This window comes from Actinomadura litoris (assembly GCF_009733595.1).
Classification (GTDB): domain Bacteria; phylum Actinomycetota; class Actinomycetes; order Streptosporangiales; family Streptosporangiaceae; genus Spirillospora; species Spirillospora litoris.
This window is the reverse complement of record NZ_WOFH01000006.1, coordinates 405,053-430,478: the sequence shown is the minus strand read 5'-3', so window position 1 is coordinate 430,478 and position 25,426 is coordinate 405,053. Positions and strand designations below refer to the sequence as shown.

Below are 25,426 nucleotides of genomic sequence, written 5' to 3'. Positions count from 1 at the left end.
CGCGGAGAAGGCGGGCGGAGAGGCCCGTGGAGAAGGCCGGCGGAGAAGGCGGGGCATCTGACACGCCGCCGCCGGTATCCGGACAAGAGGAAAATGAATACCATGGTACCCGTCCGCGACGGCAGTGAATCACCTACCGATGGCGACATAAGTATTAACCCGGCATGACTAGTCGCCAACCTTCGGAATGATTACTCTGCGCACGGAGGATCATGCCCCCGATGGGAAAGGAATACGGAGCGTCACTCATGGCGATCACGGAGCGGGGCAAAGGGCAGGGGGCCCGGGGCCAGCCCGGGGAAGAGACGGAGCGGTCACGTGAAGATCAGCACGAGGCTCCGGTGAATCCGCTGCGGGAGTCGGCGGAGGAGGCCGCGCAGTCCACCGCGCAGACCACGGCGCAGGTCACGGCCGAGGATGCGGCCGCGGAGGACGCCGCCGCGGAGGCCGCCGCGCAGGCGGCGGCGGAGGAGGAGCCGCGAGGCGCGGCGGCACTGCTCGGCGACCCCCAGATCCGCCAGTGGGCGTGGCGGGTCGGCATCGCGGTCGTCGTCGGCGCCGTCCTGTCGGTCGCCCTCGGTGTCCGCCTCGGCATCGCCGCGGCGGTGCTGGTGGTCGTGGTCGACTCGGTCCGCGCCTCCCGCAAGGACTCCAGCGTCGCGGCCTGGAAGAAGTCCTCGGCCGCCGAGCGGCGCACCGAGAAGCAGCTGAAGTCACTCCAGCGCAACGGGTACCGGGTGCTGCACGCGCGCGCCGTGCCCCGCGACGACGAGGGCGTCAGCGACGGCCGGATCGACCACCTGGTCATCGGACCGAGCGGCGTCTACGCCATCGACTCCGAGAAGTGGGACAAGCGCCTGCCGGTGCGCACCCAGTCACACCTCAAGCTCTTCCACGGCCCCTTCAACAAGAAGGACCGGCTGGACGAGGCGCGCTGGGAGGCCGAGCAGGCGAGCCGGATCATCGCCGGACGCGTCGGCTTCGAGGTGCCGGTGCAGCCGTCGGTGGCGATCTACGGCCCGTCCATCCCGTGGAAGGTCATGCGGGTGCGGGACGTGGACGTCTACGCCGGCAACCGGGCCCGCGCCTACCTGCGGCGCCGTCCGAAGATCCTGACCGACACCGACGTCCAGCGGATCTTCACGGCGGCCGAGGAGGCGCTCCCGCCGAAGTACCCCGACTGAGCAACGGACCGGGCGGCCCAGCCTTCCCCAGGGCCGCCTCCGTCTCCCCCTGCACGGCAGGCACACCAGACTCACCGGTAAACGGGCTCGCCGGAACACCGCGCTCGTAGGAACACCGTGCTCACCGGAACATCGGGCTTAACGGCGAGCCCCGAGCGGCCGCGCCGGACCGCCGGCGCGGAGGGCGCCTCACCCGCACCGCGGCCGAGGTGCCGCCTCCGCCACCCCGAGCCGCGCCGCCTCCCTGAACCGGCACCGAGCCGGCCCCCGAGCCGGCCCCGAACCGGACCCCAGAGCCGGGCCGTCACGCGCCCGGCTCCTCTCATGCCCCCCGCGAGTACCATGGGAGACCGGCCGGTGCTCGCGCGACCTCCGCTGAGCCGGCCGCGCGGCGCCGCGATCCGCCGCCGCGGACACCAGGGACACGCGGGCGCACACCGCCACCCAGGTGGACACCGCGTCCGTTCAGGTGCGCACCCCGGACGTCCGCCCGAACCGCCCGACCGGCGCGGGCGCGGACGTACGATCGGTGTCACGGCACGTCACAGGTCTGGAACAGGAGAGGTCCGAGATGCCCGCCCTCAGGTCACGCACGGTCACGCACGGCAGGAACATGGCGGGCGCCCGCGCGCTCATGCGGGCCAGCGGCGTCCAGCGCGAGGACTTCGGCAAGCCGATCGTCGCGGTCGCCAACAGCTTCACCCAGTTCGTGCCCGGCCACGTCCACCTCGACGAGGTCGGCAAGGTCGTCGCGGGCGCCGTCCGCGAGGCCGGGGGCGTGCCCCGCGAGTTCAACACGATCGCCGTGGACGACGGCATCGCCATGGGCCACGACGGCATGCTGTACTCGCTGCCGTCCCGCGAGGTGATCGCCGACGCCATCGAGTACATGGTCAACGCGCACTGCGCCGACGCCCTGGTCTGCGTCTCCAACTGCGACAAGATCACGCCCGGGATGCTGCTGGCGGCGCTGCGGCTGAACATCCCCACCGTGTTCGTCTCCGGCGGGCCGATGGAGGCCGGCAAGCCCGTCGAGGGCGTCATGGGCGGCAACAAGCTCGACCTGATCGACCCGATCATCGCCTCCGCCGACGGCTCGGTCGGCGAGGAGACGCTGCTGGCCATGGAGGAGAGCGCCTGCCCGACCTGCGGGTCCTGCTCGGGCATGTTCACCGCCAACTCCATGAACTGCCTCACCGAGGCGATCGGGCTCGCGCTGCCCGGCAACGGCACCGTGCTCGCCACCCACACCGCCCGCCGCCGCCTCTACGAGGACGCGGGCCGCACCGTGGTCGAGGTCGCGCGCCGCTACTACGACGGCGACGACGAGTCCGTCCTGCCGCTGAGCATCGCCACCCGCGAGGCGTTCGAGAACGCGATGGTGCTCGACATCGCCATGGGCGGGTCCACCAACACGATCCTGCACCTGCTCGCGGCGGCCTACGAGGGCGGCGTCGACTTCGGCCTCACCGAGATCGACGCGCTGTCGCGCCGCGTCCCCTGCATCTGCAAGCTCGCCCCGGCCACCGCCAAGTACCACGTCGAGGACTGCCACCGCGCCGGCGGCATCCCCGCGCTGCTCGGCGAGCTGCACCGCGCCGGGCTGCTGCACGAGGCGACCCACTCGGTCCACTCCGCGTCGCTGGAGGAGTTCCTCGCCAAGTGGGACGTGCGCTCCCCCGGTGTCCTGCCCGAGGCCGTGGAGCTGTTCCACGCGGCGCCCGGCGGCGTCCGCACGACCTCCGCGTTCAGCCAGAGCGCCCGCTGGGAGAGCCTCGACCTCGACCGCGAGCAGGGCTGCATCCGCGACGCCGAGCACGCCTACACCGCCGACGGCGGCCTCGCCGTGCTGCGCGGCAACATCGCCCCCGACGGCGCGATCGTGAAGACCGCCGGGGTGGACGAGGAGCTGTGGACCTTCACCGGCCCCGCCGTCGTCTTCGAGAGCCAGGACGACGCCGTCGAGGGCATCCTCGGCGGCAGGGTCAAGGCGGGCGACGTCGTCGTGATCCGCTACGAGGGCCCGAAGGGCGGCCCCGGCATGCAGGAGATGCTGTACCCGACGAGCTTCCTGAAGGGCCGGGGGCTCGGCAAGGACTGCGCGCTGATCACCGACGGGCGGTTCTCCGGCGGCACGTCCGGGCTGTCGATCGGGCACGCCTCCCCCGAGGCGGCGGGCGGCGGGATCATCGCCCTCGTCGAGGACGGCGACCGCGTCGTGATCGACATCCCGAACCGGACGCTGGAGCTGGACGTCCCCGCCGACGAGCTGGAGATCCGCCGCGAGAAGCTGCTGGCCGACCTCGGCGGCTACCGGCCGCGCGACCGGCAGCGCCCGGTCAGCGCCGCGCTGCGCGCCTACGCGGCCATGGCCACGTCCGCCTCGACGGGCGCGGCGCGCGACGTCTCGCAGCTGGAGCGCCCCGCCCTCTGACCCGTGCGGGACGGCGCCGTCAGGAGCAGCAGGCGCCGCCGCAGCAGCCCCCGCCCCCGGCGCGCGGCGGGGGCCTGCGGGCCCCGGCGGCGCCCGTGACGGCGACCGTGGACAGCAGCTTCACCGTGTCGTCGTGGCCGTCCGGGCACGGCGCCGGATCCGAGGCGTTGATCATCGGGCGGGAGACCTCGAAGGTCGACCCGCACGCGCGGCAGCGGTAGTCGTAGCGTGGCACGAGCCCAGGATACGGCTCGCCGCCGGAGGGCGGGGTCAGGCGGCCGGTTCCGACACGTACGCGGCCCACTGGGGGTCGCCGTCGTGGACGATGCCGATGAGCCGCCAGTGGGCGCCCCGGGGCACGCCGGGGGTGATGCTGAGCGTCCAGCCCAGCTCCTCCAGCAGCCGGTCGGCCTTGCGGTGGTTGCAGGTCATGCACGACGCGACGCAGTTCTCCCAGACGTGCTTGCCGCCCCGGCTGCGCGGGTGGACGTGGTCGATCGTCTCCGCGCGCCGGCCGCAGTACACGCAGCGGAAGCTGTCGCGGCGCATCAGGGCCGCGCGGGTCAGGGGCACGCGGGTGCGGAACGGGATCCGCACGTAGCGGCGCAGGCGGATGACCGAGGGCACCTCGACGGCCATCGTCGCCGAGTGCAGCACCGCGCCGGAGGTGTCGTGGTGGACGATCTCCGCCTTCTCCCGCAGCACGAGGCAGACGGCCCGCCGCAGCGGGAGCGTGGTGAGCGGTTCGTATGTCGCGTTCAGCAGGAGGACCTGTCGCATCAGACGCCCTCCGCCGCGCGCCGGGAGGCGGCACGCCGCGCTCCGGGCGGCCGGGCCCTGGTTCTGGGGCGATGCGTTCGGGGATAGTGCGTTCCGTTGGCCTCGGCGGGCGCGGCTGAGCGCGCCTCCCACCGAGGCCCGATTATTGTCTCCGGCACCTGCGCACTCGCCATGAGGTCCTCCTCAGGGGCGAACCGACCCGGCATCAGTGTGGCGTCTGAGGAGCCCGTCCGCTACCCCAATAATCCCCCACCACGTGCGTGATCGAACGCAAAAACACACCCCGGGACCTCTGAAACCGCTGTGGGGACGGCTCCCCGGGCGGTTCCGGGCGCGTCGCGGGGTCGGTCGGGTTCCCCTCATCACGGGCAATACAGTGCATCCATGACGCCGTATCCGCCCGCGCGCCGCGAGGACATCGTCGAGGAGATCCACGGTCACCGGGTCGCCGACCCCTACCGCTGGCTGGAGGACGCCGACGACGAGGCGACCAGGCGGTGGCTCGCCGCGCAGGACGAGCTGTTCCACAAGGCCACCGACGCCCTGCCGGGGCGCGAGGCGCTGCGGCGGCGGCTCGCCGAACTGCTCGGCGCCGGGAGCGTCGGATCCCCGGTGTGGCGGGGCGGGCGGCGGTTCTTCACCCGCCGGACGGCGGGCCAGGAGCACCCCGTCCTGTACACGGCCGGCGCGGACGGCGCCGAGCGCGTCCTGGTGGACCCCACGGCGCTCGACCCGGCCGGCACCACCACGCTGGACGGCTGGCAGCCCGACAAGGAGGGCCGCCGCCTCGCCTACAAGGTCTCGACCGGCGGGGACGAGGAGTCCCTGCTGTACGTCTTGGACATCGCGACCGGCGAGCGGGTCGAGGGCCCGATCGACCGCGCCCGCGACTCCTCGGTGGCCTGGCTGCCCGGCGGGGAGGCGTACTACTACGTGCGGCGGCTCCCGGCGCGGGACGTCCCGGACGGCGAGGAGCGGTACCACCGCCGCGTCTACCTGCACCGGGTCGGCGCCGACCCCGAGGCCGACGACGTGCTGGTCTTCGGCGAGGGGCGCGACAAGACCGACTACTACGGGGTCGGGGTGAGCCGCGACGGGCGGTGGCTGACGCTGTCCTCGTCGCAGGGGACCGCGCCGCGCAACGACCTGTGGATCGCAGACCTGTCCGCGTCGCCGCCGGAGCGGCCCGCGCTGCGGGTCGTCCAGGAGGGCGTGGACGCCGAGACCGGCCTGTACGTCGGCCGCGACGGGCGCGCCTACGTCTTCACCGACCGTGGCGCGCCCCGGTCGCGGCTGTGCGTCACCGACCCGGCCGACCCCGGGTTCGAGACGTGGCGCGACCTGGTCCCCGAGGACCCCGAGGCGGTGCTGAGCGACTTCGCGATCCTGGACGACCTGGACCGGCCCGTGCTGCTGGCGGGGTGGACGCGGCACGCGATCAGCGAGATCACCGTCCACGACCTCGGGACGGGCGAGCGGATCGGCGCCGTCCCGCTGCCCGGGCTGGGCTCGATCGGCGGGATCATCGAGCGGCCGGAGGGCGGGCACGAGGCGTGGTTCGGCTACACCGACCACGTCACGCCGTCCTCGGTGATGCGCTTCGACGCCCGCACCGGCGAGACGACGCTGTGGGCGGCCGCGCCGGGGTCGGTCGAGGTCCCCGAGATCGAGACCCGCCAGGTCTCCTACGCCTCGGCGGACGGCACCGAGGTGCGGATGCTGGTGGCCGCGCGCCCCGGCCTCTCGGGGCCGCGCCCGGCGATCCTGTACGGGTACGGGGGCTTCAACATCTCGCTGACCCCCGCGTACTCGGCGAGCATCCTCGCGTGGGTCGAGGCGGGCGGCGTCTACGCGGTCGCGAACCTGCGCGGCGGGTCGGAGGAGGGCGAGGAGTGGCACCGCGCGGGCATGCGCGAGCGCAAGCAGAACGTGTTCGACGACTTCCACGCCGCCGCCGAGAAGCTGGTCGCCGACGGGCTGACCACCCCGTCCCGGCTCGCGATCTCCGGCGGCTCGAACGGCGGCCTGCTGGTCGGCGCTGCGCTCACCCAGCGCCCCGAGCTGTACCGCGCGGTGGTCTGCTCGGCGCCGCTGCTCGACATGGTCCGCTACGAGCGGTTCGGCCTCGGCCAGACCTGGAACGACGAGTACGGGACGGCCGAGGACCCCGAGGAGTTCGGCTGGCTCCTCGGCTACTCCCCCTACCACCGCGTCCGCGCCGGGACGGCCTATCCCGCCACGCTGTTCACGACGTTCGGCAGCGACACCCGCGTCGACCCGCTACACGCCCGCAAGATGTGCGCCGCGCTCCAGCACGCGACCGCGTCGGACGTGTCGGACGCGCCGGTCCTGCTCCGCGACGAGGCGGAGGTCGGGCACTCGACCCGGTCGGTGAGCCGGTCGGTCGACCTGATGACCGACACGCTGTCGTTCCTGGCGTCCCAGACCGGCCTGAGCCTCCTCCCCGACGGTGACAAGATCATGTCGGGCGGTGACAGCCGGGCGGATGGATGATCTCATGGAGGGCGTGAGTACTTCGGTGCGAACCCTCGCCGAGCGGGTCGTCGGGCTGCTCGCCGACCCGCCGGACGACCCCGACCTGTCCGCCGGATACGTGAACCTCCTCGGCCCCGCGACCGAGCCGCCGCCCTCGCTCGCGCAGTCGGCGATGCGGTCGGCGTTCCTGCCGCAGATCTACGAGAAGGTGTGGCGGCCCGCCGGGTTCAACCTGATGAAGGGCTGGCCGATCGGGCCGGACACCGCCGCCGAGCACGCCATGGCGCGCGACTGGCTCGGCCTCGGGCAGCCCGGCGAGACCGAGCGGCCCGCGCTGAACGTCCTGGACGTGGCGTGCGGGCCCGGCAACGTCACCCGCGCCCTCGCGGCGGGCGTCGGCGCGGACGGCCTGGTCGTCGGCCTGGACGCCTCCGCGACCATGCTCGGCCGCGCCGTCTCCGACACCCCCGCCGCCGGGTCCGGTGAGGCGCCCGTCTGCTACGTGCGCGGCAACGCCGTCGACCTGCCGTTCCGCGACGCGGCGTTCGACGCCGTCTGCTGCTTCGGGGCGCTGTACCTGTTCGACGACCCGTGGCGGGCCGTGGACGGGATGACCCGCGTGCTCAGGCCGGGCGGACGGCTGATCATCCTGACCTCCCGGCGCCCGTTCACGGTGCCCGCCGGCCCCCTCGGACGCGAGGTGCGGCGCCGCGCCGGGGACCTCACCGGCATCACCGTCTTCGGCGACTCCCAGGTGACCGGCGCCCTCACCGAGCGCGGGTTCACCGGCGTCAGGCGCCGCCGCTACCCCCTCATGCAACTGGTCGCCGGGCAGCGCTCCTGACGCGGGCGCGCCTCCGCCTCCGGGGCGCCCCCGGAGGCGGAGTCCGCGGGCCCTATCCCAGCCGTTTCTCGATGTAGATGTTGGCGATGCCGCCGATCGTCTCGCGGCGCGTCTCCGTCCAGCCGTGCTTGCGGTAGAGGGTGAGCGCCGGCTCCTGGAGTTCGGTGGTGTCGGCGCGCAGGACCCGGTAGCCGTACTCCCTGGCGCGCCCTTCGAGGGCCCGCACCAGCGCGGTGCCGTACCCCCGGCGCTGGACGGCGGGCCGGACCCGCAGCCGCACCATCTCGACCGCGTCGAGGGCGGGGGTGCCGAGGGCGAACCCGCCGTAGGCGCGTGCGCTGCCGCCCGGGACGAGGTCGGCGCGGCGGAGCCCGCCCATCGCGACGACCCGCCCGTCGGCCTCGCCGACGAGGAACTCGCCGTCGTTGCGGAGGTAGATGTCCTCCATCCGGAAGAAGTCGTGGTCGTAGTAGACGCCGTCGCCGGGGCGCAGGCCGACCTGGGCCAGCCCCTCCCGGTGCAGCGCGAGGACGGTGGCGTGGTCGGAGGGCCGGTACCGGCGGAGCCGGAGTTCGGCGTAGCCCCATTCGGGGGGTTCCCACTGGAGCCGGACGAGCGTCCGCGCGCCCGCGGGATCGTCGTGCTTCGGGGCGTCGTGCCCCGGGGGGCCGTCTGCCGTGGCCATGGCCCGGTCAGACCTGCTCGGCCGGGGGGACGGGCCGTTCCGGGGACCGCGGAGGGTCGGCCCCCCACAGGGGACCGGACCGTTCGTCGGTGGGGCTGGTGACCCACGGCCCCGCGAGCGCCTCGAAGAACTCCTTCGTCGCCGGGCTCGTGCCGTGCTTGGCGACGACGGCCGCGCCGATCTGGCGGGCCCGGTGGACGAGGATGTCGGAGCGGTGGTCGGGCGGCAGTTCGAGGATGGCCTCCTGTCCGGCGGTCAGCGCCGCGTCCGGATGCCCGGCGTGCAGCTTGCAGGTCGCCCGGTCGAGCCGGACGAGCGTGAGGTCCACACGGTCGGTGGGCGCGTAGAGGGTCAGCGCGTGGCTGAGCACCTCGTCGCCGTGCCTGTGGTCGCCGAGGTTGGTGAAGGTGTCGCCCTCGTAGAAGGCCATCTGCCGGTCGGTGAAGCCGAACACCAGGTCGCCGGTGTCGGTCTTGGACAACTGGTCGAAGACCGCGCGGCCGCGCACCAGGGCGCGGCGGGCGCTCGGGGCGGCGTCCCCGCGGCCGCGCATGGCGAGCATGCCGAGCGCGCGCGCCTCGACGGCGGGCGCCATCGCGGCGGCCACACCGGGGGTGCGGCCGGCGAGGTCCTGCGCCTTGCGGGCCAGGTGCAGCGCCTCGCGCGGGTCGCCGTAGTACATCGGCACGAGCGCCTCGCGGACGGTCACCCACGCGCGCAGCTGCCGGTCGCCGGTCTCGTCGGCGGCGGTGCGCGCGGTGCGGAAGAACGACCGGGCCAGCCGGTGGTCGCCGAGGTTGATCATGATCAGGCCGGACAGCCCGGACAGCTGCGCCGCGATCCGGCACAGCCGCTCCTGGAGCTCGACCGGCTGGCGCTTGTCGCACATGCGCCGCACCTCGCTGAAGTCCAGCAGCACGTCGCAGAGCATCCGCAGGGACGGGGTGGCCTGGTACTGCTGGCCGTAGCCGTAGGTCGTCTCCTCCCACTGGTCGAGCATCGTCGGCGAGACCGTCGCGCCGACCAGCGTGTCGTCCATCTTGCGGCGAAGTCCGTCGACCGCCCCAAGGAACTGGCCGTCGACCGCCACGCCCGCTCCGGCCAGGAGTTGCAGAAGGGTTCTACGAAGCACGATGTCCTCCTCTCCCACATCAATGGACAGGGGGCCTTCGGCGCGGTCGGGGCCCCGCAGGTCGTTGACGGTGACCCAGGGCCGCTCCTGCGCCCTGGGCATGATCGACCCGACGAGCGGACCGTCGGTCTCGTGGGTCGCGTGCCGGTCGGGCGTCCGCTGCTGGGGGACGGCGGCGACGCTCGGGCGGGTCCCGTGGCCGCGGCCGCAGATGCAGGGACCCTGGAAGCCGAGGACGTCGGGTTCCACCCGGTAGACGGCACAGAGGTAGTGCAGATACTCGGGACCGGGTCTCTTGTATCCGCTCTCGTAGGCCGACAGCAGCGTCTCCCCCAGCTTGGGCACCGGTTTGCCGTCGACCTCGTACAGGGCCCTGACCTGGGCCACGATGTCGGACAGCGCGACACCGTGGGCGAGGCGATGCGCCTTCACCCGGCTGGTGCCGAACAGCGGCCCGCACTGCTCGTGGATGTCGTGCGCGATGTCCACGGCGCCGCGCCCCCTGGCGAGGCCGTGCGCGCGGATCCTGCGGGCGGCGTCGGTCTCTCGCCGAGGGGTGTCCGACATTGTGGTTCCGGCCTCCTCACCGCTGGGCGGGGGCCGGCTCCCCGGGGGGAGAGGCCGGTCTCCCCGCACGGCGACCGGTAACTTTGTTGACCACGACAGATAATCTCTCGCGCACGCAGCGTAACCCTGACACCGTCGCAGGCCAAGCGGTTCCGGGGAAGTCTGCGGGCCGGGAACGCGTCCCCGGCTCTCAGGGTAGAGATTCTTCCTCCGGGGCGGAGGAAACTTGCCCCGAGGTGGGGTAATCCGGTTCTTCGCCACCTGACCGGGGCCTTGACCGGGCGCCCGAAGAGTTGCAATTCTCGCGGCGAGTGAACGAACCGATCCGGAGAGTCGACCGGAGCGGCGGGCTCGCTCGTGGCAGGCACACGGGATCAGGCGATATCAGGCGATGCCGTCCTCGCACGACAACTGGAGGGGGTGGGGCGGGTGGTCAGCGACATGCGCGTCGACTACCTGGAGGAGCTGGAGCGCGAACTCGACACGCGCGGGCTCGTTGCCCGTGTCGTCCGGACCCGCTCGGGCCCGGCGTTCCTGCGCGTGGTGAACCCGGAGGCGGCGAGCCTCGCCGAGGACGTCACCTGCGCGCCCGTGCCCGAGTCGCACGACCACTACTACTGGTGGTCCTGGGGCGAGCGGATGCACCGCGTGGACGATCCGGGCGGCGCCGCGCTGAAGCTGGCGCACGTCCTGCAGCCTCTGTGTCGGGAAACACACGCGCGGCCGGTGGGCCGCGCCTAGAGCCGGGCGCGCCCCGCGGGCCGTGGCCGGAACGGCGCGGCAGCCACCGGTCCGCGGGGCGCGTTCGTCGGCCGGCCCTCCCCGGCCGGGTCGCGCCAGTCCGCCCGGCGCGGTACGAATCGGTCGTCCCCGTCCCCTACGATCGGGCTCGTGCCCGCCGCTGGTCCACGGCGGGGTGTCGCGACATCCACGAGACGACCGGGGAGGGTCCGCCGATGTCACTGGCCGCCGACACGCTGCTGCCCTGGGCCCAGTCGGGGACGGTGGAGAACGCCTGCCGGGCGTCCGCCGAGAGCGACAGGACGCCGACGACGGCGTGCCGGCTGGTCTGGAACATCTCCCACAGCACCGACTTCACCACGTTCTACTCCAACTGGCTCGACAAGCCGCTCGCGACCCTGTTCATGGTCATCGTCACCTTCGTGGTCGCGCTGATCGTGAAGAACATCGCGCACCGCATGATCACCAAGGTCACCGTGCGGATGGCCGAGGGCACGATGTCGGAGAAGGTCAGGGAACGGTCCCGGACGGTCTTCGACGGCAGCCCCACGCTGCTCAACCAGCGGCGGGCCCAGCGCGCCAAGACGCTCGGCTCGGTGCTGCGCTCGGTCGCCTCCATCCTGATCATGGGGACGGCGGCGTTCAGCATCCTCGGCTCGCTCGGGCTCAACCTCGCGCCGATCCTCGCCAGCGCGAGCGTGATCGGCGTCGCGGTCGGCTTCGGCGCGCAGAACATCGTGAAGGACTTCCTCGCCGGGCTGTTCATGCTGCTGGAGGACCAGTACGGCGTCGGCGACGTCATCGACGTCGGCAGCGCCAAGGGGACGGTCGAGGCCGTCACCCTGCGCGTCACCCGGATGCGCGACGTCAACGGCGTCGTCTGGTACGTCCCGAACGGGGAGATCAAGAAGGTCGGGAACGAGTCGCAGAACTGGGGGCGCGCCGTCCTCGACATCCCGGTCGACATCCACGAGGACACCGAGAAGGTCAAGGAGATCCTCCAGACCGCCGCCGACGAGCTGGCCGCCGACTCCACCTGGCAGGACGTGATCCTTGAGCAGCCGTCGGTGTGGGGCGTGCAGGCCCTGGCCGGGGACGCGCTGGTGATCCGCGTCGTGCTGAAGACCGCGCCGGGCAAGCAGGCCGACGTCGCCCGCGAGCTGCGCGAGCGGGTCAAGCGCGCGTTCGACGCGGCGGGGGTGTCGGTCGCCACCCCCGCCCCGACCGCCTGATCACATAGGCTGGGGGCGCGATGACTGACAAGGTGACCTTTTACGAAGCGGTCGGCGGCGAGGAGACCTTCCACAGGCTGGTGCACCGCTTCTACCAGGGGGTCGCTGAAGACCCCGACCTGCGCGCCCTCTACCCCGAGGAGGACCTCGGCCCCGCCGAGGAGCGGCTCCGGCTCTTCCTCGTCCAGTACTGGGGCGGTCCGACCACCTACAGCCAGCAGCGCGGGCACCCGAGGCTGCGGATGCGGCACGTGCCGTTCGTGATCGGCGAGGCCGAGCGGGTGGCGTGGCTGCGGCACATGCGCGACGCCGTGGACGAGCTCGGGCTCCCCGCGGACCTGGAGAAGACGCTCTGGGACTACTTCACGATGGCCGCGCGCAGCATGGTGAACGCCCCGCATTGATGGTGAACGCCCCGACTTAAGGGTAGATCGGCGTGTATGACGCGATCCCCCTGGTGGCGCAGTGCCGTCGTGTACGAGGTCTACGTCCGCAGTTTCGCCGATTCCGACGGGGACGGCGAGGGCGACCTCCGGGGGATCCGGTCCCGCCTCGGCCACCTGCGCGACCTCGGCGTGGACGCGCTGTGGCTCACGCCGTTCTACCCCTCCCCCCTCGCGGACGGCGGCTACGACGTGGCCGACTACCGCGACGTGGACCCCCGGTTCGGAACGCTCGGCGACTTCGACGACCTGGTCTCCGACGCGCACGCGCACGGGCTGCGGCTGATCGTGGACATCGTCCCGAACCACACCTCCGACCGGCACCGCTGGTTCCGGGAGGCGGTGGCCGCGCCGCCGGGGTCGCCCGCGCGCGACCGCTACATCTTCCGGCGGGGCAGGCCGGGGCCCGGGCCCGGTGAGGAGGACCCGCCGAACGACTGGCCGTCCTCGTTCGGCGGCCCCGCCTGGACGCGGCTGCCCTGCGGCGAGTGGTACCTGCACCTGTACGCGCCCGAGCAGCCCGACCTGAACTGGCGCAACACCGAGGTGCGGCACGAGTTCGAGGACATCCTGCGGTTCTGGCTGGACCGCGGCGTCGACGGCTTCCGCGTCGACGTCGCCGCCGGGCTCGTCAAGGACGAGACGTTCTGCGACCTCGCCGGGCGCGGGCGGCGCACGGCGAACGGGCCGATCTACAACCGCCCCGAGGTCCACGAGATCTACCGCAGGTGGCGCCGCGTCCTGGACGGCTACGACGGCGACCGCATGGCGATCGGCGAGGTATGGACGGACGGCCCCGAGGACCTCGCGCTCTACCTCCGCCCGGACGAGCTGCACCAGGTGTTCCAGTTCGACCTCCAGCTCGCGCCCTGGTCGGCCACCGCGTTCCGGGACGTGGTGGCGGCGGCGCTGGCGGCCGTCGCGCCGACCGGGTCGGCGCCGACGTGGGTGCTGTCGAGCCACGACTCCGTCCGGCACGTGACGCGCTACGAGCGGCCCGGGGGCGTCCCGGGGATCGAACTGGCGCGCGCGAGGGCCGCGCTGCTGCTGCTCCTCGCGCTGCCCGGGTCGGCGTACCTCTACCAGGGCGAGGAGCTGGGCCTGCCCGAGGTCACCGACCTCCCGGACGAGGCGCGGCAGGACCCGATCTTCAAGCGCGGCGGCGGCCGGGGGCGGGACGGCTGCCGCGTGCCGCTCCCCTGGTCGGGCCGCGCCGAGCCGTTCGGGTTCTCGCCGGACGGCGCCCGCCCGTGGCTGCCGATGCCGCGGGACTGGGCGTCGCTGACCGCCGAGGCGCAGCGGTCCGATCCGTCCTCGACACTGAGTTTCTACCGCAGGGCGCTGACACTCCGCCGCGACCTGGCCGGCGGCCTGCCCGAGAGCCTGGAGTGGCTGGACTCCTCCGAGCCCGCGCTGTTCTTCCGGCGCGGGCGGCTGACCTTCGCGCTGAACTGCGGGGAGAACCCCGTCCGGCTCCCGGCGGGGCGTCCGCTGCTGACCAGCATCCCCCTGTACGGCGACCTGCTCCCGGGCAACTCCGCCGCCTGGCTGGCCACCCTTTGACCCGCGGCGGGCCGTCGTGGGACGGCCCGCCCGCGGATCGGGCGGCGCTACAGCGGGGGCCGCTGGAGCTGGAGCGGGTCGTCCGCCGCCGGACCGGTCGTCAGCGTCTTCGCCGAGGGCTGGACGTTCGCCCAGCGCAGCAGGTCGGCGGTCGCCTTCGCCTTGTCCTGGTCGGTCAGCCTGGCGATGAGCCGTCCGCTGTGGTTCATGCCGGGCGCGGTGTAGACGGCCGAGTCGCGGCTGCCGTGCCCGAGCCGGAACCGCTCGGAGCCCCACGGGTCGTTGCCGCCGTACACGAACAGCAGCCGGCTGCCGTGGTCGCGGACCCAGCGGTCCACGTCCCGCATGGCCTCGCCCCCATCGAACCGCATCGGGATGTCACGCGGCACGTAGGTGCGGGGCTGGTAGCTGTCCTCGTAGCGCAGCAGCGGGCGCAGGCTCGTGAACTGCGGCGTCGGCCAGCCGAGCTGCGTACCCGCCTGGTAGTAGTACGGGATGTACTGCTGGAGGCCCTGGTCGGTGTAGAACGACAGGCCCGAGATCGCGTCGAGCGATCCGTAGATCTCGTCGTCGGAGGCGTCCACGGCGGGCAGCGACGGGCAGTCGGCCTGGAGGCTGTACTGCCAGAACGCCCACTCGTAGTCCATCACCGAGTTCTCGAACGCGCGGTCGGGCGAGCGGAGGATGTCGAACGTCCAGCCGTTCTTGGCCGCCGCGTCCTTGAAGCGCGCCAGCATCGCCGGACGGCGCTTCAGGAACTCCCGCGCGAGCGCCTTGACGTGCGCGCGGCACTGCGCGTCGGTGCCGACCGTCTGGAAGAACTTGTCGTAGGCGCGGTCGTCGTTGTTGTTCACGTCGTTCGGCGCCACGTACACGACGCTGCCGTCCACGTCACGCGGGTAGAACCGCTTGTGGTAGACGGCGGTCATGCCGCCCTTGCTGGCGCCCGTCGAGATCCACCGGGCCTTGTAGATCCTCTTCAGCGCGCCGACCAGCCGGTGCTCGTCGGTGGCGGCCTGCCAGATCGTGTCCTTGCGCCAGTCCGCGGGCTCGGGACGGGACGGGGTGAAGTACCGGTACTCGACGGAGATCTGGTTCCCGTCGACGAGCGCGGTCGGCTCGGAGGTGAACATGGTCTCGGGCGTGTTGTAGCCGCTGGTGTACAGCACCATCGGCCGGTCCGCCGACCTGTGCTGCAACATGATCCGCTGCTCGAACCACTTCCCCTTCGGGTTGCGGTGGTCGACCGGCTGGCGGTAGGTGAGCCAGAACCACCGGTAGCCGGGCAACGTCGAGGTCTTCTCCGTCACCTGCATGCCGGGGATGGCCTTGAGCTGGGCGAGGATGTCGCCGGCCTGAGCCTGTCCGGCCTGGGCCGGGCCCGCCGTGACCGCCGCCCGCGCCGCCGTGGCGCCGGCCCCGCTCACTCCCGCGGCCAGCAGCAGTGCCATCGCTCCTGTTGAGACGCGCCGCATCATGCCCCTTCCACGTGGGATCTCCACATTTCGCGAAGCGACCTTAGAGGGATAAGCCCGACAAAAACGGTTTCCTGCTGGGCTTGTTACCGACCCGTGACGGCTCGGTGGTCAACACCCGGCTCCAGGCGTAACGTCGGTCTCAGGGGACCATCGGGGGACGGTCATCCGGAACCGGGGCGAACACCCGGTCCAGGCCCTCTCAAGCGACCCCGGACGGCCGGTCCGCGCGGTGGCCCCAGGCGATCCCATACGAGGAGGTGCGCGATGTTCATCCAGGTCATCCAGGGAAAGATCACCGACCGCGACGAGGTCAGGGACGCGATGGACCGCTGGGTCCGCGACCTCGCGCCCGGATCCGTCGGCTGGCTCGGCAGCACCGCGGGCGTCACCGACGACGACACGTTCGTCGCGCTGGCCCGCTTCGAGTCGCAGGAGGCGGCCCGCCGCAACAGCCACCGCCAGGAGCAGGAGCAGTGGTGGACCGAGCTGTCCAAGCTGTTCGCCGGCGAGGTGACCTTCCACGACTGCGCCGCCACCGGCACCTGGATGTCCGGCGGCTCCGACGACGCCGGATTCGTCCAGATCATGCACAGCCGCGTCCGCGACCTGGACGGGCTCCGCGCGTGGATGGAGCACGCGGACTACGGCGTCCTCACCCGGAACCGCCCCGACATCCTCGGCGGCGTCTGGGCGGCGCACGGGGACGGCGGCATGACCGAGGCCGTCTACTTCAGGTCGGAGGCGGAGGCGCGCGCGGGCGAGTCCCAGGCGCCGACTCCGGAGATGAAGGCCGCGATGGAGGAGATGGGGCGGTTCTACGAGGGGGACTTCACCTACCTGGACCTCAAGGATCCGTGGCTGGCCTCGCGCTGAACCGCCGCTAGACGGCGCCGCCGGTGAGGAAGTGGGCGACGAGCCAGCCGAGCCCGGCGACCAGGGCGAGGCGGCGCAGCTGCCAGCCGACCGGCTTGCCGCGGATGGCGAACACGCTCCACACCAGTTCGGAGAGCGTGTCGCCCTCCTGCCGGTTGAACACGGCGGGCAGCTCGATGGCGAGGAACATCAGGACCCAGAGAATCCAGGCGGCGAGATAGGGGGACATGGCGTCTCGATTCAGAAGACTCATTCTTACCGGTAATACCCGGCAAGAATGATCGCTACGCCGGAGGGAGCGGCGCGATCCCGTCGTCCCAGGGCGCGAGCCGCTCGAAGAAGCGCTCGTCGTGCCAGCGGCCGTCCACGTGGATGTGGTGGCGGGCCGTCCCGACGACCGTGAAGCCGTTGCGCTCCAGGACGCGCTGGGACGCGCGGTTGTCGATCCTGGTGAACGCCTCCACCCGGTGGAGGAGCAGCTCGTCGAACGCCACGTCCAGCACCTGCCGGACGGCCTCGGTGGCGACGCCGCGTCCGGAGTGCGCGCGTGCCACCCAGTACCCGACGAAACAGCTCTGGAGGGGGCCGCGCAGGATGTTGTTGAGCGTGATGCGCCCGACGACCGCGCCGTCCACGAGGATGACGGCGGGCCACATCTCCCCCGCGTCGTAGGCGTCCAGCAGGGCGTGCAGATTGGCCCGCTGGCCCTCGACGGTGAAATAGGAGTCGGCCCGCTCCGGCTCCCACGGCCGCAGGTACTCGCGGTTCTCCCGGCACAGGACGGCGAGCGCCTCCGCGTCCGCGTCCGCGGCGAGCCGCAGCGCGACGCCGCGTCCGATACCGAGACCGGGCAGCGGGTCGCGGGGGCCGTCACCGAGCGCGTGGCCCGCGACCGCCGTCATGCCCCGGGGGCGAGGTAGCGGCCGATGAACTCCCGTTCCTCCTCGGTGAACCGGCGCAACCGGTTCGTGGACGCGTCGAACGCCACCAGCGTCGACGTCGCGACGGCGTAGACGTTCTCGTCGTCGCGCACCTCGTAGGCCAGCTTGAACGACGCGACGCGGGCCTCGGTGACCCACGACTCCACGCGGACGGGATGGACCGTCGGCAGCAGCGGCAACCGGTAGTCGATCTCGTGCCGGGAGATCACCATGCCCCGGACGGGCTGCTCCCCCTTGCGCACCGGACCGCCGTGGAACATCTCCATGCGCGCGTCCTCCAGGTAACCGAGGAACTTCACGTTGTTCACATGGCCCTGGGAGTCGATGTCCCCGAAACGGAGGTAGAACTCGTAGACGTGCCGGTACTCGGCCTCGGGCAGGTCGGTCTGCTGCATGTCCTCGCCTGGGGGTCGGGTCACGGGGGCTCCGCCGTTCGCCCGATGCTACCCGGAGCGGATCTACGCGCCCGACGACCAGCCGGACGAAACACCAGAAACAGCAGGCCAGCCGAGTGCGCCCCCGCGCGGCACCGAGACGGAGAACACACCGGAACACACGGACCGTCCACGAACAGAACGGCCGTGTGACCACCCGGTGGTGGTCACACGGCCGTCCGAGGCGGACTAGTCGCGGGTGAGCTTGCGGTGCGTGACCCGGTGCGGACGGGCGGCGTCGGCGCCGAGACGCTCGATCTTGTTCTTCTCGTAGTCGGCGAAGTTGCCCTCGAACCAGAACCAGTTCGAGCCCTCCTCCCACGCGAGGATGTGCGTGGCGATCCGGTCGAGGAACCACCGGTCGTGCGAGGTGATCACGGCGCAGCCGGGGAACTCCAGCAGGGCGTTCTCCAGGCTCGACAGGGTCTCGGTGTCGAGGTCGTTGGTGGGCTCGTCCAGCAGCAGGACGTTGCCGCCCTGCTTGAGCGTCATCGCCAGGTTGAGCCGGTTGCGCTCGCCGCCCGACAGTACCCCGGACGGCTTCTGCTGGTCGGGCCCCTTGAACCCGAACGCCGCGACATAGGCGCGGGAGGGCATCTCGACCTGGCCCACGTTGATGTGGTCGAGCCCGTCCGACACGACCTGCCAGACCGTCTTCTTCGGGTCGATGCCGCCGCGTCCCTGGTCGACGTAGGAGACCTGCACGGTCTCGCCGAGCCGCAGCTCACCGCCGTCCGGCTGCTCCTCGCCGACGATCATCCGGAACAGCGTGGTCTTGCCGACGCCGTTCGGACCGATCACGCCGACGATGCCGTTCGGCGGCAGGTTGAAGGACAGGTCGTCCATCAGAAGGCGGTCGTCGAAGCCCTTGGTCAGCTTGTCGGCCACGATCACCGTGTTGCCCAGGCGCGGGCCCGGCGGGATCTGGATCTCCTCGAAGTCCAGCTTGCGGGTCTTGGCGGCCTCCGCCGCCATCTCCTCGTACCGCTCCAGGCGGGCCTTGGACTTGGTCTGCCGCGCCTTGGGGTTCGACCGGACCCACTCCAGCTCGTCCTGGAGGCGCTTCTTGCGCTTGGCGTCCTTGTTGCCCTCGACCTTCAGCCGGTCGGCCTTCTTCTCTAGGTAGGTGGAGTAGTTACCCTCGTAAGGAAAGCAGCGGCCCCGGTCCAGCTCCAGGATCCAGGTGGCCACGTTGTCGAGGAAGTACCGGTCGTGGGTGACGGCCAGGACGGTCCCCTCGTACTTGGCGAGGAACTGCTCCAGCCACTGCACGCTCTCGGCGTCCAGGTGGTTGGTGGGCTCGTCCAGCAGCAGCAGGTCGGGCGCCTCCAGCAGCAGCTTGCACAGCGCGACCCGGCGGCGCTCACCCCCCGACAGCTTGGTCACCTCGGCGTCGCCCGGAGGGCAGCGCAGCGCGTCCATCGCCTGTTCGAGCTGGCTCTGGAGGTCCCAGGCGTTGCGATGGTCGAGCTGCTCCTGCAGCTTGCCCATCTCCTCCATCAGCTCGTCGGAGTAGTCCGTCGCCATCTTCTCGGCGATCTCGTTGAACCGGTCGACCATCGCCTTGGTCTCGGCGACGCCCTCCTCCACGTTCCCGAGGACGGTCTTCTCCTCGTTCAGCGGCGGCTCCTGCTGCAGCATCCCGACGGTGAAGCCCGGCATCAGCCGCGCGTCGCCGTTGGACGGCTGCTCCAGACCGGCCATCATCCGCAGCAGCGTCGACTTACCGGTGCCGTTCGGCCCCAGGACGCCGATCTTGGCGCCCGGCAGAAAGTGCAGGGTGACGTCGTCCAGGACGACCTTGTCTCCATGTGCCTTGCGCACGCGCTGCATCGTGTAGATGTACTCGGCCATATTCACAAGGGTAGGGGGTCCACGGCGCCGTTTCGCCGCAGTTCCCCTCCCCACCCGCCACGACGTCCCCTCAGCCGACCACCCCGCAGATCCCACCCCCACCACAGGCCCCCGCCCCCCACCCAGGCGCAGCGGAGGACCCTCGGCGGCAACTCGCTGGCGGCTCACCCCGCACCGCATCGAACAGCGGCGCGGGGCGAAGGAACGGCCGCCCGCGAACCGGACCCAGCGCCGTCGTCCCGGCCCGGAACATCGTTGGGGCACCTACACAGCGGCACCGAACTCCCAGACGGGACGAGCGCGGCCGGGCACGTCAGCCCAGCACGAAGGGAATCCGCGCGGCCAGCTCGCCGAGCGCGGCCTTCTCCTCCTCCGTCGGCGGACGGCGCCCGGTCCCGATCCGCAGGGCGTCGGTGTCGGAGAACGTCGCCGGAATGGACACTCCGGCGATCTTCTCCAGGGACGCGCGAGCGGCGGCGAGGGTCTCGGCGGGCGGTTCGGCGGCCGAGGGAAGGTTCACGATCAGGTCGAGGTGGTGCAGCGTCCATTCCATGACGTAGGCGGACAGGTAGTCCCCGGTCGTCAGCACCTTGTCCTGGGTGCTGACGCGGACTTCCGGGTCGGCGAGGTCGGCGGCACGTCCGGCGGCGGAGCCGATGTCGTCGAAGTGGAACTTGAGCCACCTCGGCTCGCCGTAGGCGGCGGCCAGCCGGGGGATCAGCGCGTCCAGCGGGTCCTCACCGGTCGGAGGATCGACGAGGTCCCAGTAGGTGGCCGCGTCCACGGTCGGCTCGGCGTCGGTGGGGGTGACCAGCGTGATCAGGACGTCCTGCGCGTCGATGATCAGGTGGCACACCAGGTCCCGCACAAGCCACCCGGAACAGCCGGACGGCCGCTCCCAGTCCTCCCCGGAAAGGCCGTCGACCGCCGCGCGCAATGCCGTCCAAGAACGTGAGAAGAGGTCCACTTCGGCAACGTAATGCCGCACCAGAACACCGAACAACCGAATTAGCCCACCCCACACACCCCCTCCCGGCGAGTCGCGACGCCAACCAGCTAAAACCACAGAACGTGGCAGGCAACCGAGCCCGCCACGCTCGCAACGCCCCCAGCCCCACCTGCGCCTAGGCGCGCTCAGGCGATGCGGGTCAAAGAACCGGCATCCGCACCCGCACCCGCTCCTGCTCCGCCAGCCCGGGACCGTCCTCTGCGGTAAACGGGGTGCGGCGCGCGGCGGATGTGGCGCCCGGGGCCGGGGCGCCAGCAGGTGCCGCCGCGAGAACCGCCCGGGTTGGACGACTGCGACGTCCAGCAAACGCGTCCCACATCACGCAGCGAGGACCGCACCTCGGACTATCCAAGCTCGACGGCTCCGACGTCCAACAACGCTTTACCCGCGCGCAAGTGCCGCAGCTCAGCGAGGGGCACCCGGCCGCCCAGGCCATTCGCCGTCTCTTTCCCGGCCGGGCTACTCAACCCGCGCAGACCAGGCGCAGCCAGTCCAGCGCCCCGGCATGCGCCGCGTGAGCCCCGTGAGCCACGTGAGTTGCGCGAGCCCCGTGAGCTGCGTGAGCCGCGTGAGCTGCGTGAGCCGCGTGAGCTGCGTGAGCTGCGTGAGCTCGTGAGCCCCGTGAGCTGCGCGAGCTGCGCGGTGCCGCCGTTCACCGGCGCCCAGCGAAGGGACCGGCCGCGCCCTTCAGGCGGCTGCGAATCACCTCAACCGCACCGTGGGGGCACGCCGACCACGAGGGCACCTATCCACCATGGAAGCGCTCTGTCACGGGGAGCGCCCCGCCATAGAAGCGCCCACTGTGGGAGCGCCCACCGTGGGACCCGCCGTGAGAACGCCCACCGTGGAGGGGACCCGCCGTGAGAGCACCCGCCATGGAGAGGACCCGCCGTGAGAGCACCCGCCATGGAGAGGACCCGCCGTGGAGGGGACCCGCCGCGAGACCCGGCCATGGGGCACCCGCCACAGGCGCCCGTCGGCGGGGGGACCCGCCGTGGGGGCCCGCCGTGGAGGGGACCCGCCGTGGGGGACCCGCCATAGGCCCCCGCCGGTGGGGGGACCCGCTGTGGGGGACCCGCCGTGGGGACCCGTGTGGGGGCTCGGGTCGTGGGGCTGCTTGCAGCCTGTGTCGCGTCTGTGCCCAGGGCGCGATTGTCTGGTCAGGGCGCGGGGTGGGCTGAGCGCAGCTGCTTGGGGGCCGGCCAACTTCGGGTTGTCCCTCGGTGATGGCCGGGCCGCGGCGTTCAGTGGCCACAGCCACGGCCATCTCCCTGGGGGGCCGGGGTCGTACGGGTCGTACGGCAGTCGCTAGGACCGCCAGGGTGGAGTGCCTTAGCTCGCAGAAGCCGAGGAGAGTAGTTGGTAGTCGCGTAGCAGTTGTGGTCGGGGGCGTAATGGTTGTCGGGGGTCGAGTTGTGGAGGGGGGCGGGTGGGGTTGGGTTGCGCTGCTTGGTCGTTGCAGCTGATGCCGGGGGTGGTTGTGGGGGTTTATTTGCCGGGTGCCTTGGGGCCCTCCAGGGCGGGGAGGCAGACGCGATCGCGGCCGGACGCCTTCGCTCGGTAGAGCGCCAGGTCGGCGGCGGCCATGAGTTCTATGAGGTCTTCTCCGTGCGTCCGGTACAGGGAGACGCCGATGGACACCGTGACGACGACCGTTCCATCCTCGGTGGGCACGGCCAGCCTGCGCACCCGGCCACGGAGGCGTTCGGCCACCCGGCATGCCTCGACGGTGTCGGTGCCCGGTAGCAGGGCGACGAACTCCTCTCCGCCGAACCGTCCGACCAGGTCGTAGTCGCGTAGCTGGTGGTCCAGTGTGTTGGCCACGCCGACCAGCACCTCGTCGCCGATCAGGTGTCCGTGGGTGTCGTTCACGCGCTTGAAGTGGTCGATGTCGATCAGCAGCACCGCGAGGGGGTCGTGGGTGCGCAGCGCTCGGGCCAGTTCCGTGGCGGCCTCCCGTTGCCAGGCCGCCGCGTTGAGCAGGCCGGTCTTGGCGTCCGTCCTCGCGGCGGCCTGGAGTTGCTGGTGCATCAGGCTGCGTTGCAGCAGCATCACGGGCGGCAGCGCCAGGAGGAGAAGGCCCAGTGTCAGCGAACTCGTGATCGCCACGAGGATGCCGACGCACAGGTCCACCACGTCCAGCAGCAGGCTCTCGCGTGTCCACAGGACGTCCCGCCAGCGGCTCTCCGGGTTGGCGGCATGTGCGGCAACCGCCACCAGCACCGTGTTCACCACCGTGAACAGGGCCGCGCAGCCGACCGCCGCCGGCACTCCGGGGTAGACGTCCACGACCCAGCCCGGCGCCGCGTCCAGCGGATCCTTCACGACGAGGTGGAACACCACCGACGCACACGCCCCCGCGATGCCGAGCGCCGAGGCGACGAGCACCCGGCGGTGGACGAGCGTCCGGAGCACGCGGAACTGCAACAGCGCCTGGAGCGGAATCGGCATCAGCAGCGCGTACAACGGGGGCAGCAGCAGCGCCACCGGCAGCCACCAGGCCGACAGCAGGTCACGGCCGACACCAGCCGGAATGCCCAGCCGCCGCGTCGCCTCGATGCACACCGCACCGCAGGCCAGCAGCGCAACGAACGTCAGTAAGTCATCGACCTCCGGAGAAGTGGTGACGAGCCCAGCGATGATCAGCCCCGCGTGGACGGCGACCACGGCCGGCACGTAGATCATGAGCAGGGACCTGCGCCCTGGGAACGTACGGCGCCGGGGCCTGTGGGCCAGTTCCCCACCACGGTCCTCGGCGGACGACTGCACTGCCGTCATCCTTCCCCCTTACGCGCATCACGTTGTGTAACACAATAGTTGCGACGTGTGCGGAGTGGGCAGGAAACCAGTACGTTCGAGAGCGCACATGAGGGTGACCGTTCAGGCAACCTCCTCCAGGCCAAGGGGCTTGTTAGGACCGGGCTTCGACGGCTTGGCGCACAGTAAGGGGTTGCCTTCATGCGCGGATTTCGCCGGATTCGTACCTGTCATGGCCACTCGGGGCCATGATCCAGTCGAGGCGGATTCGGGCAGCTCGTTCTTGTTCTGGGCGTCCGGACGGTAGAACTTCGACACCTGGGCGAGGCCCTGTTGTCACCGAGCCGCCGCATCGCCAGCGCCGGCATCCCGGGACCAGCGTCGCGACGCGGCACTCGCGGCGCCGGTGCTTCGACGCCGCCGGGCGGGGCCGCGCGGTCGGCGGGCGAGCTGGTCGCCGCCGCCGCGGGCAGCGCCTTCGCCAGCCCGCCGACCGTGGCGAACGTACCGGTGACGGTCGCCACTGGGCGCCATGGCGGGTGCCTAGTGCAGGTGTCTAGGGCAGGTGCACGGGGTGTCGCATGCCCAGCCCCTGTCCGCGCGAGCCGCCGCCTCAGGGCCCGCTGGTGCCGCCTCCCCTCCCTTCGCCGATCGATCTATGGGAATGCTTCGGAGCCCACCTGACCGCCCCCGCCTGACGTCCCCGACGGCCCTGGCCTCAGGGCCCCGCCTGATGGGCTTGCCCAGACGGGCCCGGCCTGACTTCCCTGAAGGCCTGGCCTCTCCAGCCCTGGCCTCACATGTCTGACGGGCCTGGCCTCACGAGCCCGTCAGGCGATAAGAACCTGACGGCCCGGACGGGTCTCATGCGCCTGACGGGCCTCATCGGCCCGACGGACCTGGCCTCACGGCCTCACAAGCCCGACCTCATGGGCCTAGAAGACCGCGAGAACCTGACCACCCCGACAGGCCTCATACGCCTGACGGGCCTATTCGGCCCGAGGGACCTGGCCTCACAGCCTCATAGGCCCCGGCCTCCTGGGCCCGGAAGGCCGTGAGGACCTTGACGGCCCCGACCGGCCCCATCAGCCCGACGGACCTGGCCTCACGGCCTCACAAGCCCGACCTCATGGACCCAGAAGACCGCGAGAACCTGACCGCCCCGATGGGTCTCATGCGCCTGGCGGGCCTGGCCTCACGGCCTTACGAACCCGGCCTTGGGGGCCCGGAGGGCCGTGAGAATCTGGCGGCTTCGATGGGGCTCGTGGGCCTTACTGGCTCGTTGGACCTGGCCTAACGGGCCCGGTCCAAGGGGGCCTGAACCATGGTCGTGGCGAGGCTGGGTTTTGGGTGCTGGGTTGGTTCGGGTGGCTTTCTTGTGTGGGGTTGTGGGCGGGGGTTCAGGCCGCTTTCTCTGTTTCGCCCTCGGTGACGGGTGTCAGGGCCCACTGGTCGGCCACTTCTCGGGCCTGCTGGCGGTCTTCCTCGGTCAGCGCTCCGCCGCGCTGGACGGGACGGAAGTCGGCGGTGCCCCGGCTCAGGTCGTGGCCGACGGTGGTGGCCTCGATCTCTGCGGAGAAGCGCCACTGGCCGTCGCGTTCGTACTGGCGGATGCGGAGGCGGCCGGTGACCAGGACGGGGTGCCCGCGCTGGAACTCGGAGGCGTTGACGTTGTCCGCCAGGCCGCGCCAGCAGTTGACGGTGACGAACAGGGTGTCGACGTCCTGCCACTGGCCGGTCTCGCGGTCGTAGCGGCGCGGCGTGCAGCCGACCCTGATCGACAGGAACGAGGTGCCGTTGGTCGTCACGGTGTAGTAGGGCTCGGCGGCGATCCAGCCGATGATCGTGATGTGCGCTTCGTTCATGGGTTCCTCCGTTGTTGCTCTGAGTGATGAGTACAACGGTGGCTGAGGAGTGGGAGGGGGCGGAAGGGGTGGTGGCGATTGTGGATAACCGGGCGGGCGGGAGGCTCTGAGCTT

Annotated in this window: 21 protein-coding genes; 9 read left to right on the top strand and 12 right to left on the bottom strand. The window is 71.6% G+C overall.

Annotated features, from left to right (window positions below; genetic code table 11):
• Positions 1-341: 341 nt before the first annotated feature.
• Together GNZ18_RS19635 and ilvD are read left to right on the top strand one after the other, a co-directional pair.
• Positions 342-1,184, top strand: coding sequence for a nuclease-related domain-containing protein (locus GNZ18_RS19635; RefSeq protein ID WP_308166449.1), 843 nt, complete (start codon positions 342-344; stop codon positions 1,182-1,184).
• A gap of 571 nt (positions 1,185-1,755) precedes the next feature.
• Positions 1,756-3,618, top strand: coding sequence for a dihydroxy-acid dehydratase (gene ilvD, locus GNZ18_RS19630; protein ID WP_156217928.1), 1,863 nt, complete (start codon positions 1,756-1,758; stop codon positions 3,616-3,618).
• Positions 3,619-3,637: 19 nt separating this feature from the next.
• Here ilvD and GNZ18_RS19625 read toward each other — a convergent pair whose 3' ends face one another.
• Together GNZ18_RS19625 and GNZ18_RS19620 are read right to left on the bottom strand one after the other, a co-directional pair.
• Entirely contained in the window at positions 3,638-3,853 is a 216-nt protein-coding gene (locus GNZ18_RS19625; RefSeq protein WP_214620486.1) for an FmdB family zinc ribbon protein, read from the bottom strand.
• A 35-nt stretch (positions 3,854-3,888) separates the two neighbouring features.
• The gene (locus tag GNZ18_RS19620) at positions 3,889-4,398 is read right to left on the bottom strand and encodes an HNH endonuclease (RefSeq protein WP_156217927.1); all 510 of its coding nucleotides are present in this window, start codon (positions 4,396-4,398) and stop codon (positions 3,889-3,891) included.
• A gap of 384 nt (positions 4,399-4,782) precedes the next feature.
• Between GNZ18_RS19620 and GNZ18_RS19615 the strand changes: the two genes are divergently transcribed.
• Together GNZ18_RS19615 and GNZ18_RS19610 are read left to right on the top strand one after the other, a co-directional pair.
• On the top strand, positions 4,783-6,912 hold the full coding sequence (locus GNZ18_RS19615; protein ID WP_156217926.1) for a prolyl oligopeptidase family serine peptidase: 2,130 nt from the start codon (positions 4,783-4,785) through the stop codon (positions 6,910-6,912).
• A 13-nt stretch (positions 6,913-6,925) separates the two neighbouring features.
• Entirely contained in the window at positions 6,926-7,738 is an 813-nt protein-coding gene (locus tag GNZ18_RS19610) for a methyltransferase domain-containing protein (RefSeq protein WP_312874621.1), read from the top strand.
• Positions 7,739-7,790: 52 nt separating this feature from the next.
• On the opposite strand, the gene GNZ18_RS19605 is transcribed toward GNZ18_RS19610, so the two are convergent.
• Both GNZ18_RS19605 and GNZ18_RS19600 read right to left on the bottom strand, forming a co-directional pair.
• A complete protein-coding gene (locus GNZ18_RS19605; protein ID WP_156217925.1) occupies positions 7,791-8,423 on the bottom strand; it encodes a GNAT family N-acetyltransferase in 633 nt (210 codons plus the stop codon).
• A gap of 7 nt (positions 8,424-8,430) precedes the next feature.
• Positions 8,431-10,122 (bottom strand): NsdA family TPR-like regulatory protein, encoded by a 1,692-nt coding sequence (locus GNZ18_RS19600; protein WP_246249976.1) that lies wholly within the window; start codon positions 10,120-10,122, stop codon positions 8,431-8,433.
• Between the two features lie 429 nt (positions 10,123-10,551).
• Between GNZ18_RS19600 and GNZ18_RS19595 the strand changes: the two genes are divergently transcribed.
• The 4 genes from GNZ18_RS19595 to GNZ18_RS19580 all read left to right on the top strand — a co-directional run bounded on the left by GNZ18_RS19595 (position 10,552) and on the right by GNZ18_RS19580 (position 14,101).
• Positions 10,552-10,863 (top strand): hypothetical protein, encoded by a 312-nt coding sequence (locus GNZ18_RS19595; protein WP_214620483.1) that lies wholly within the window; start codon positions 10,552-10,554, stop codon positions 10,861-10,863.
• Positions 10,864-11,078: 215 nt separating this feature from the next.
• The gene (locus tag GNZ18_RS19590) at positions 11,079-12,095 is read left to right on the top strand and encodes a mechanosensitive ion channel family protein (RefSeq protein WP_156217924.1); all 1,017 of its coding nucleotides are present in this window, start codon (positions 11,079-11,081) and stop codon (positions 12,093-12,095) included.
• Between the two features lie 20 nt (positions 12,096-12,115).
• A complete protein-coding gene (locus GNZ18_RS19585) occupies positions 12,116-12,499 on the top strand; it encodes a globin (protein WP_156217923.1) in 384 nt (127 codons plus the stop codon).
• Positions 12,500-12,535: 36 nt separating this feature from the next.
• Positions 12,536-14,101: a glycoside hydrolase family 13 protein gene (locus GNZ18_RS19580; protein WP_156217922.1), complete on the top strand. Its 1,566-nt coding sequence runs from the start codon at positions 12,536-12,538 to the stop codon at positions 14,099-14,101.
• Between the two features lie 47 nt (positions 14,102-14,148).
• Here GNZ18_RS19580 and GNZ18_RS19575 read toward each other — a convergent pair whose 3' ends face one another.
• Positions 14,149-15,552 (bottom strand): S28 family serine protease, encoded by a 1,404-nt coding sequence (locus GNZ18_RS19575; protein ID WP_214620480.1) that lies wholly within the window; start codon positions 15,550-15,552, stop codon positions 14,149-14,151.
• Between the two features lie 291 nt (positions 15,553-15,843).
• Between GNZ18_RS19575 and GNZ18_RS19570 the strand changes: the two genes are divergently transcribed.
• Entirely contained in the window at positions 15,844-16,452 is a 609-nt protein-coding gene (locus GNZ18_RS19570) for a hypothetical protein (protein WP_156217920.1), read from the top strand.
• A 7-nt stretch (positions 16,453-16,459) separates the two neighbouring features.
• Here GNZ18_RS19570 and GNZ18_RS19565 read toward each other — a convergent pair whose 3' ends face one another.
• The 7 genes from GNZ18_RS19565 to GNZ18_RS19535 form a co-directional block, all read right to left on the bottom strand.
• Positions 16,460-16,681 (bottom strand): hypothetical protein, encoded by a 222-nt coding sequence (locus GNZ18_RS19565; protein ID WP_156217919.1) that lies wholly within the window; start codon positions 16,679-16,681, stop codon positions 16,460-16,462.
• Positions 16,682-16,736: 55 nt separating this feature from the next.
• Entirely contained in the window at positions 16,737-17,354 is a 618-nt protein-coding gene (locus GNZ18_RS19560; protein WP_156217918.1) for a GNAT family N-acetyltransferase, read from the bottom strand.
• Positions 17,351-17,788 (bottom strand): acyl-CoA thioesterase, encoded by a 438-nt coding sequence (locus tag GNZ18_RS19555; RefSeq protein ID WP_156218119.1) that lies wholly within the window; start codon positions 17,786-17,788, stop codon positions 17,351-17,353. Before GNZ18_RS19555 ends, GNZ18_RS19560 begins: the two co-directional genes overlap by 4 nt.
• Positions 17,789-18,016: 228 nt before the next feature.
• Positions 18,017-19,681, bottom strand: coding sequence for an energy-dependent translational throttle protein EttA (gene ettA, locus GNZ18_RS19550; RefSeq protein ID WP_156217917.1), 1,665 nt, complete (start codon positions 19,679-19,681; stop codon positions 18,017-18,019).
• A gap of 313 nt (positions 19,682-19,994) precedes the next feature.
• Positions 19,995-20,648: a maleylpyruvate isomerase N-terminal domain-containing protein gene (locus GNZ18_RS19545; protein WP_312874620.1), complete on the bottom strand. Its 654-nt coding sequence runs from the start codon at positions 20,646-20,648 to the stop codon at positions 19,995-19,997.
• Between the two features lie 1,530 nt (positions 20,649-22,178).
• On the bottom strand, positions 22,179-23,375 hold the full coding sequence (locus tag GNZ18_RS19540) for a GGDEF domain-containing protein (RefSeq protein ID WP_246249974.1): 1,197 nt from the start codon (positions 23,373-23,375) through the stop codon (positions 22,179-22,181).
• 1,472 nt (positions 23,376-24,847) lie between these two features.
• Positions 24,848-25,312 (bottom strand): single-stranded DNA-binding protein, encoded by a 465-nt coding sequence (locus GNZ18_RS19535; RefSeq protein WP_156217916.1) that lies wholly within the window; start codon positions 25,310-25,312, stop codon positions 24,848-24,850.
• Positions 25,313-25,426 lie beyond the last annotated feature (114 nt).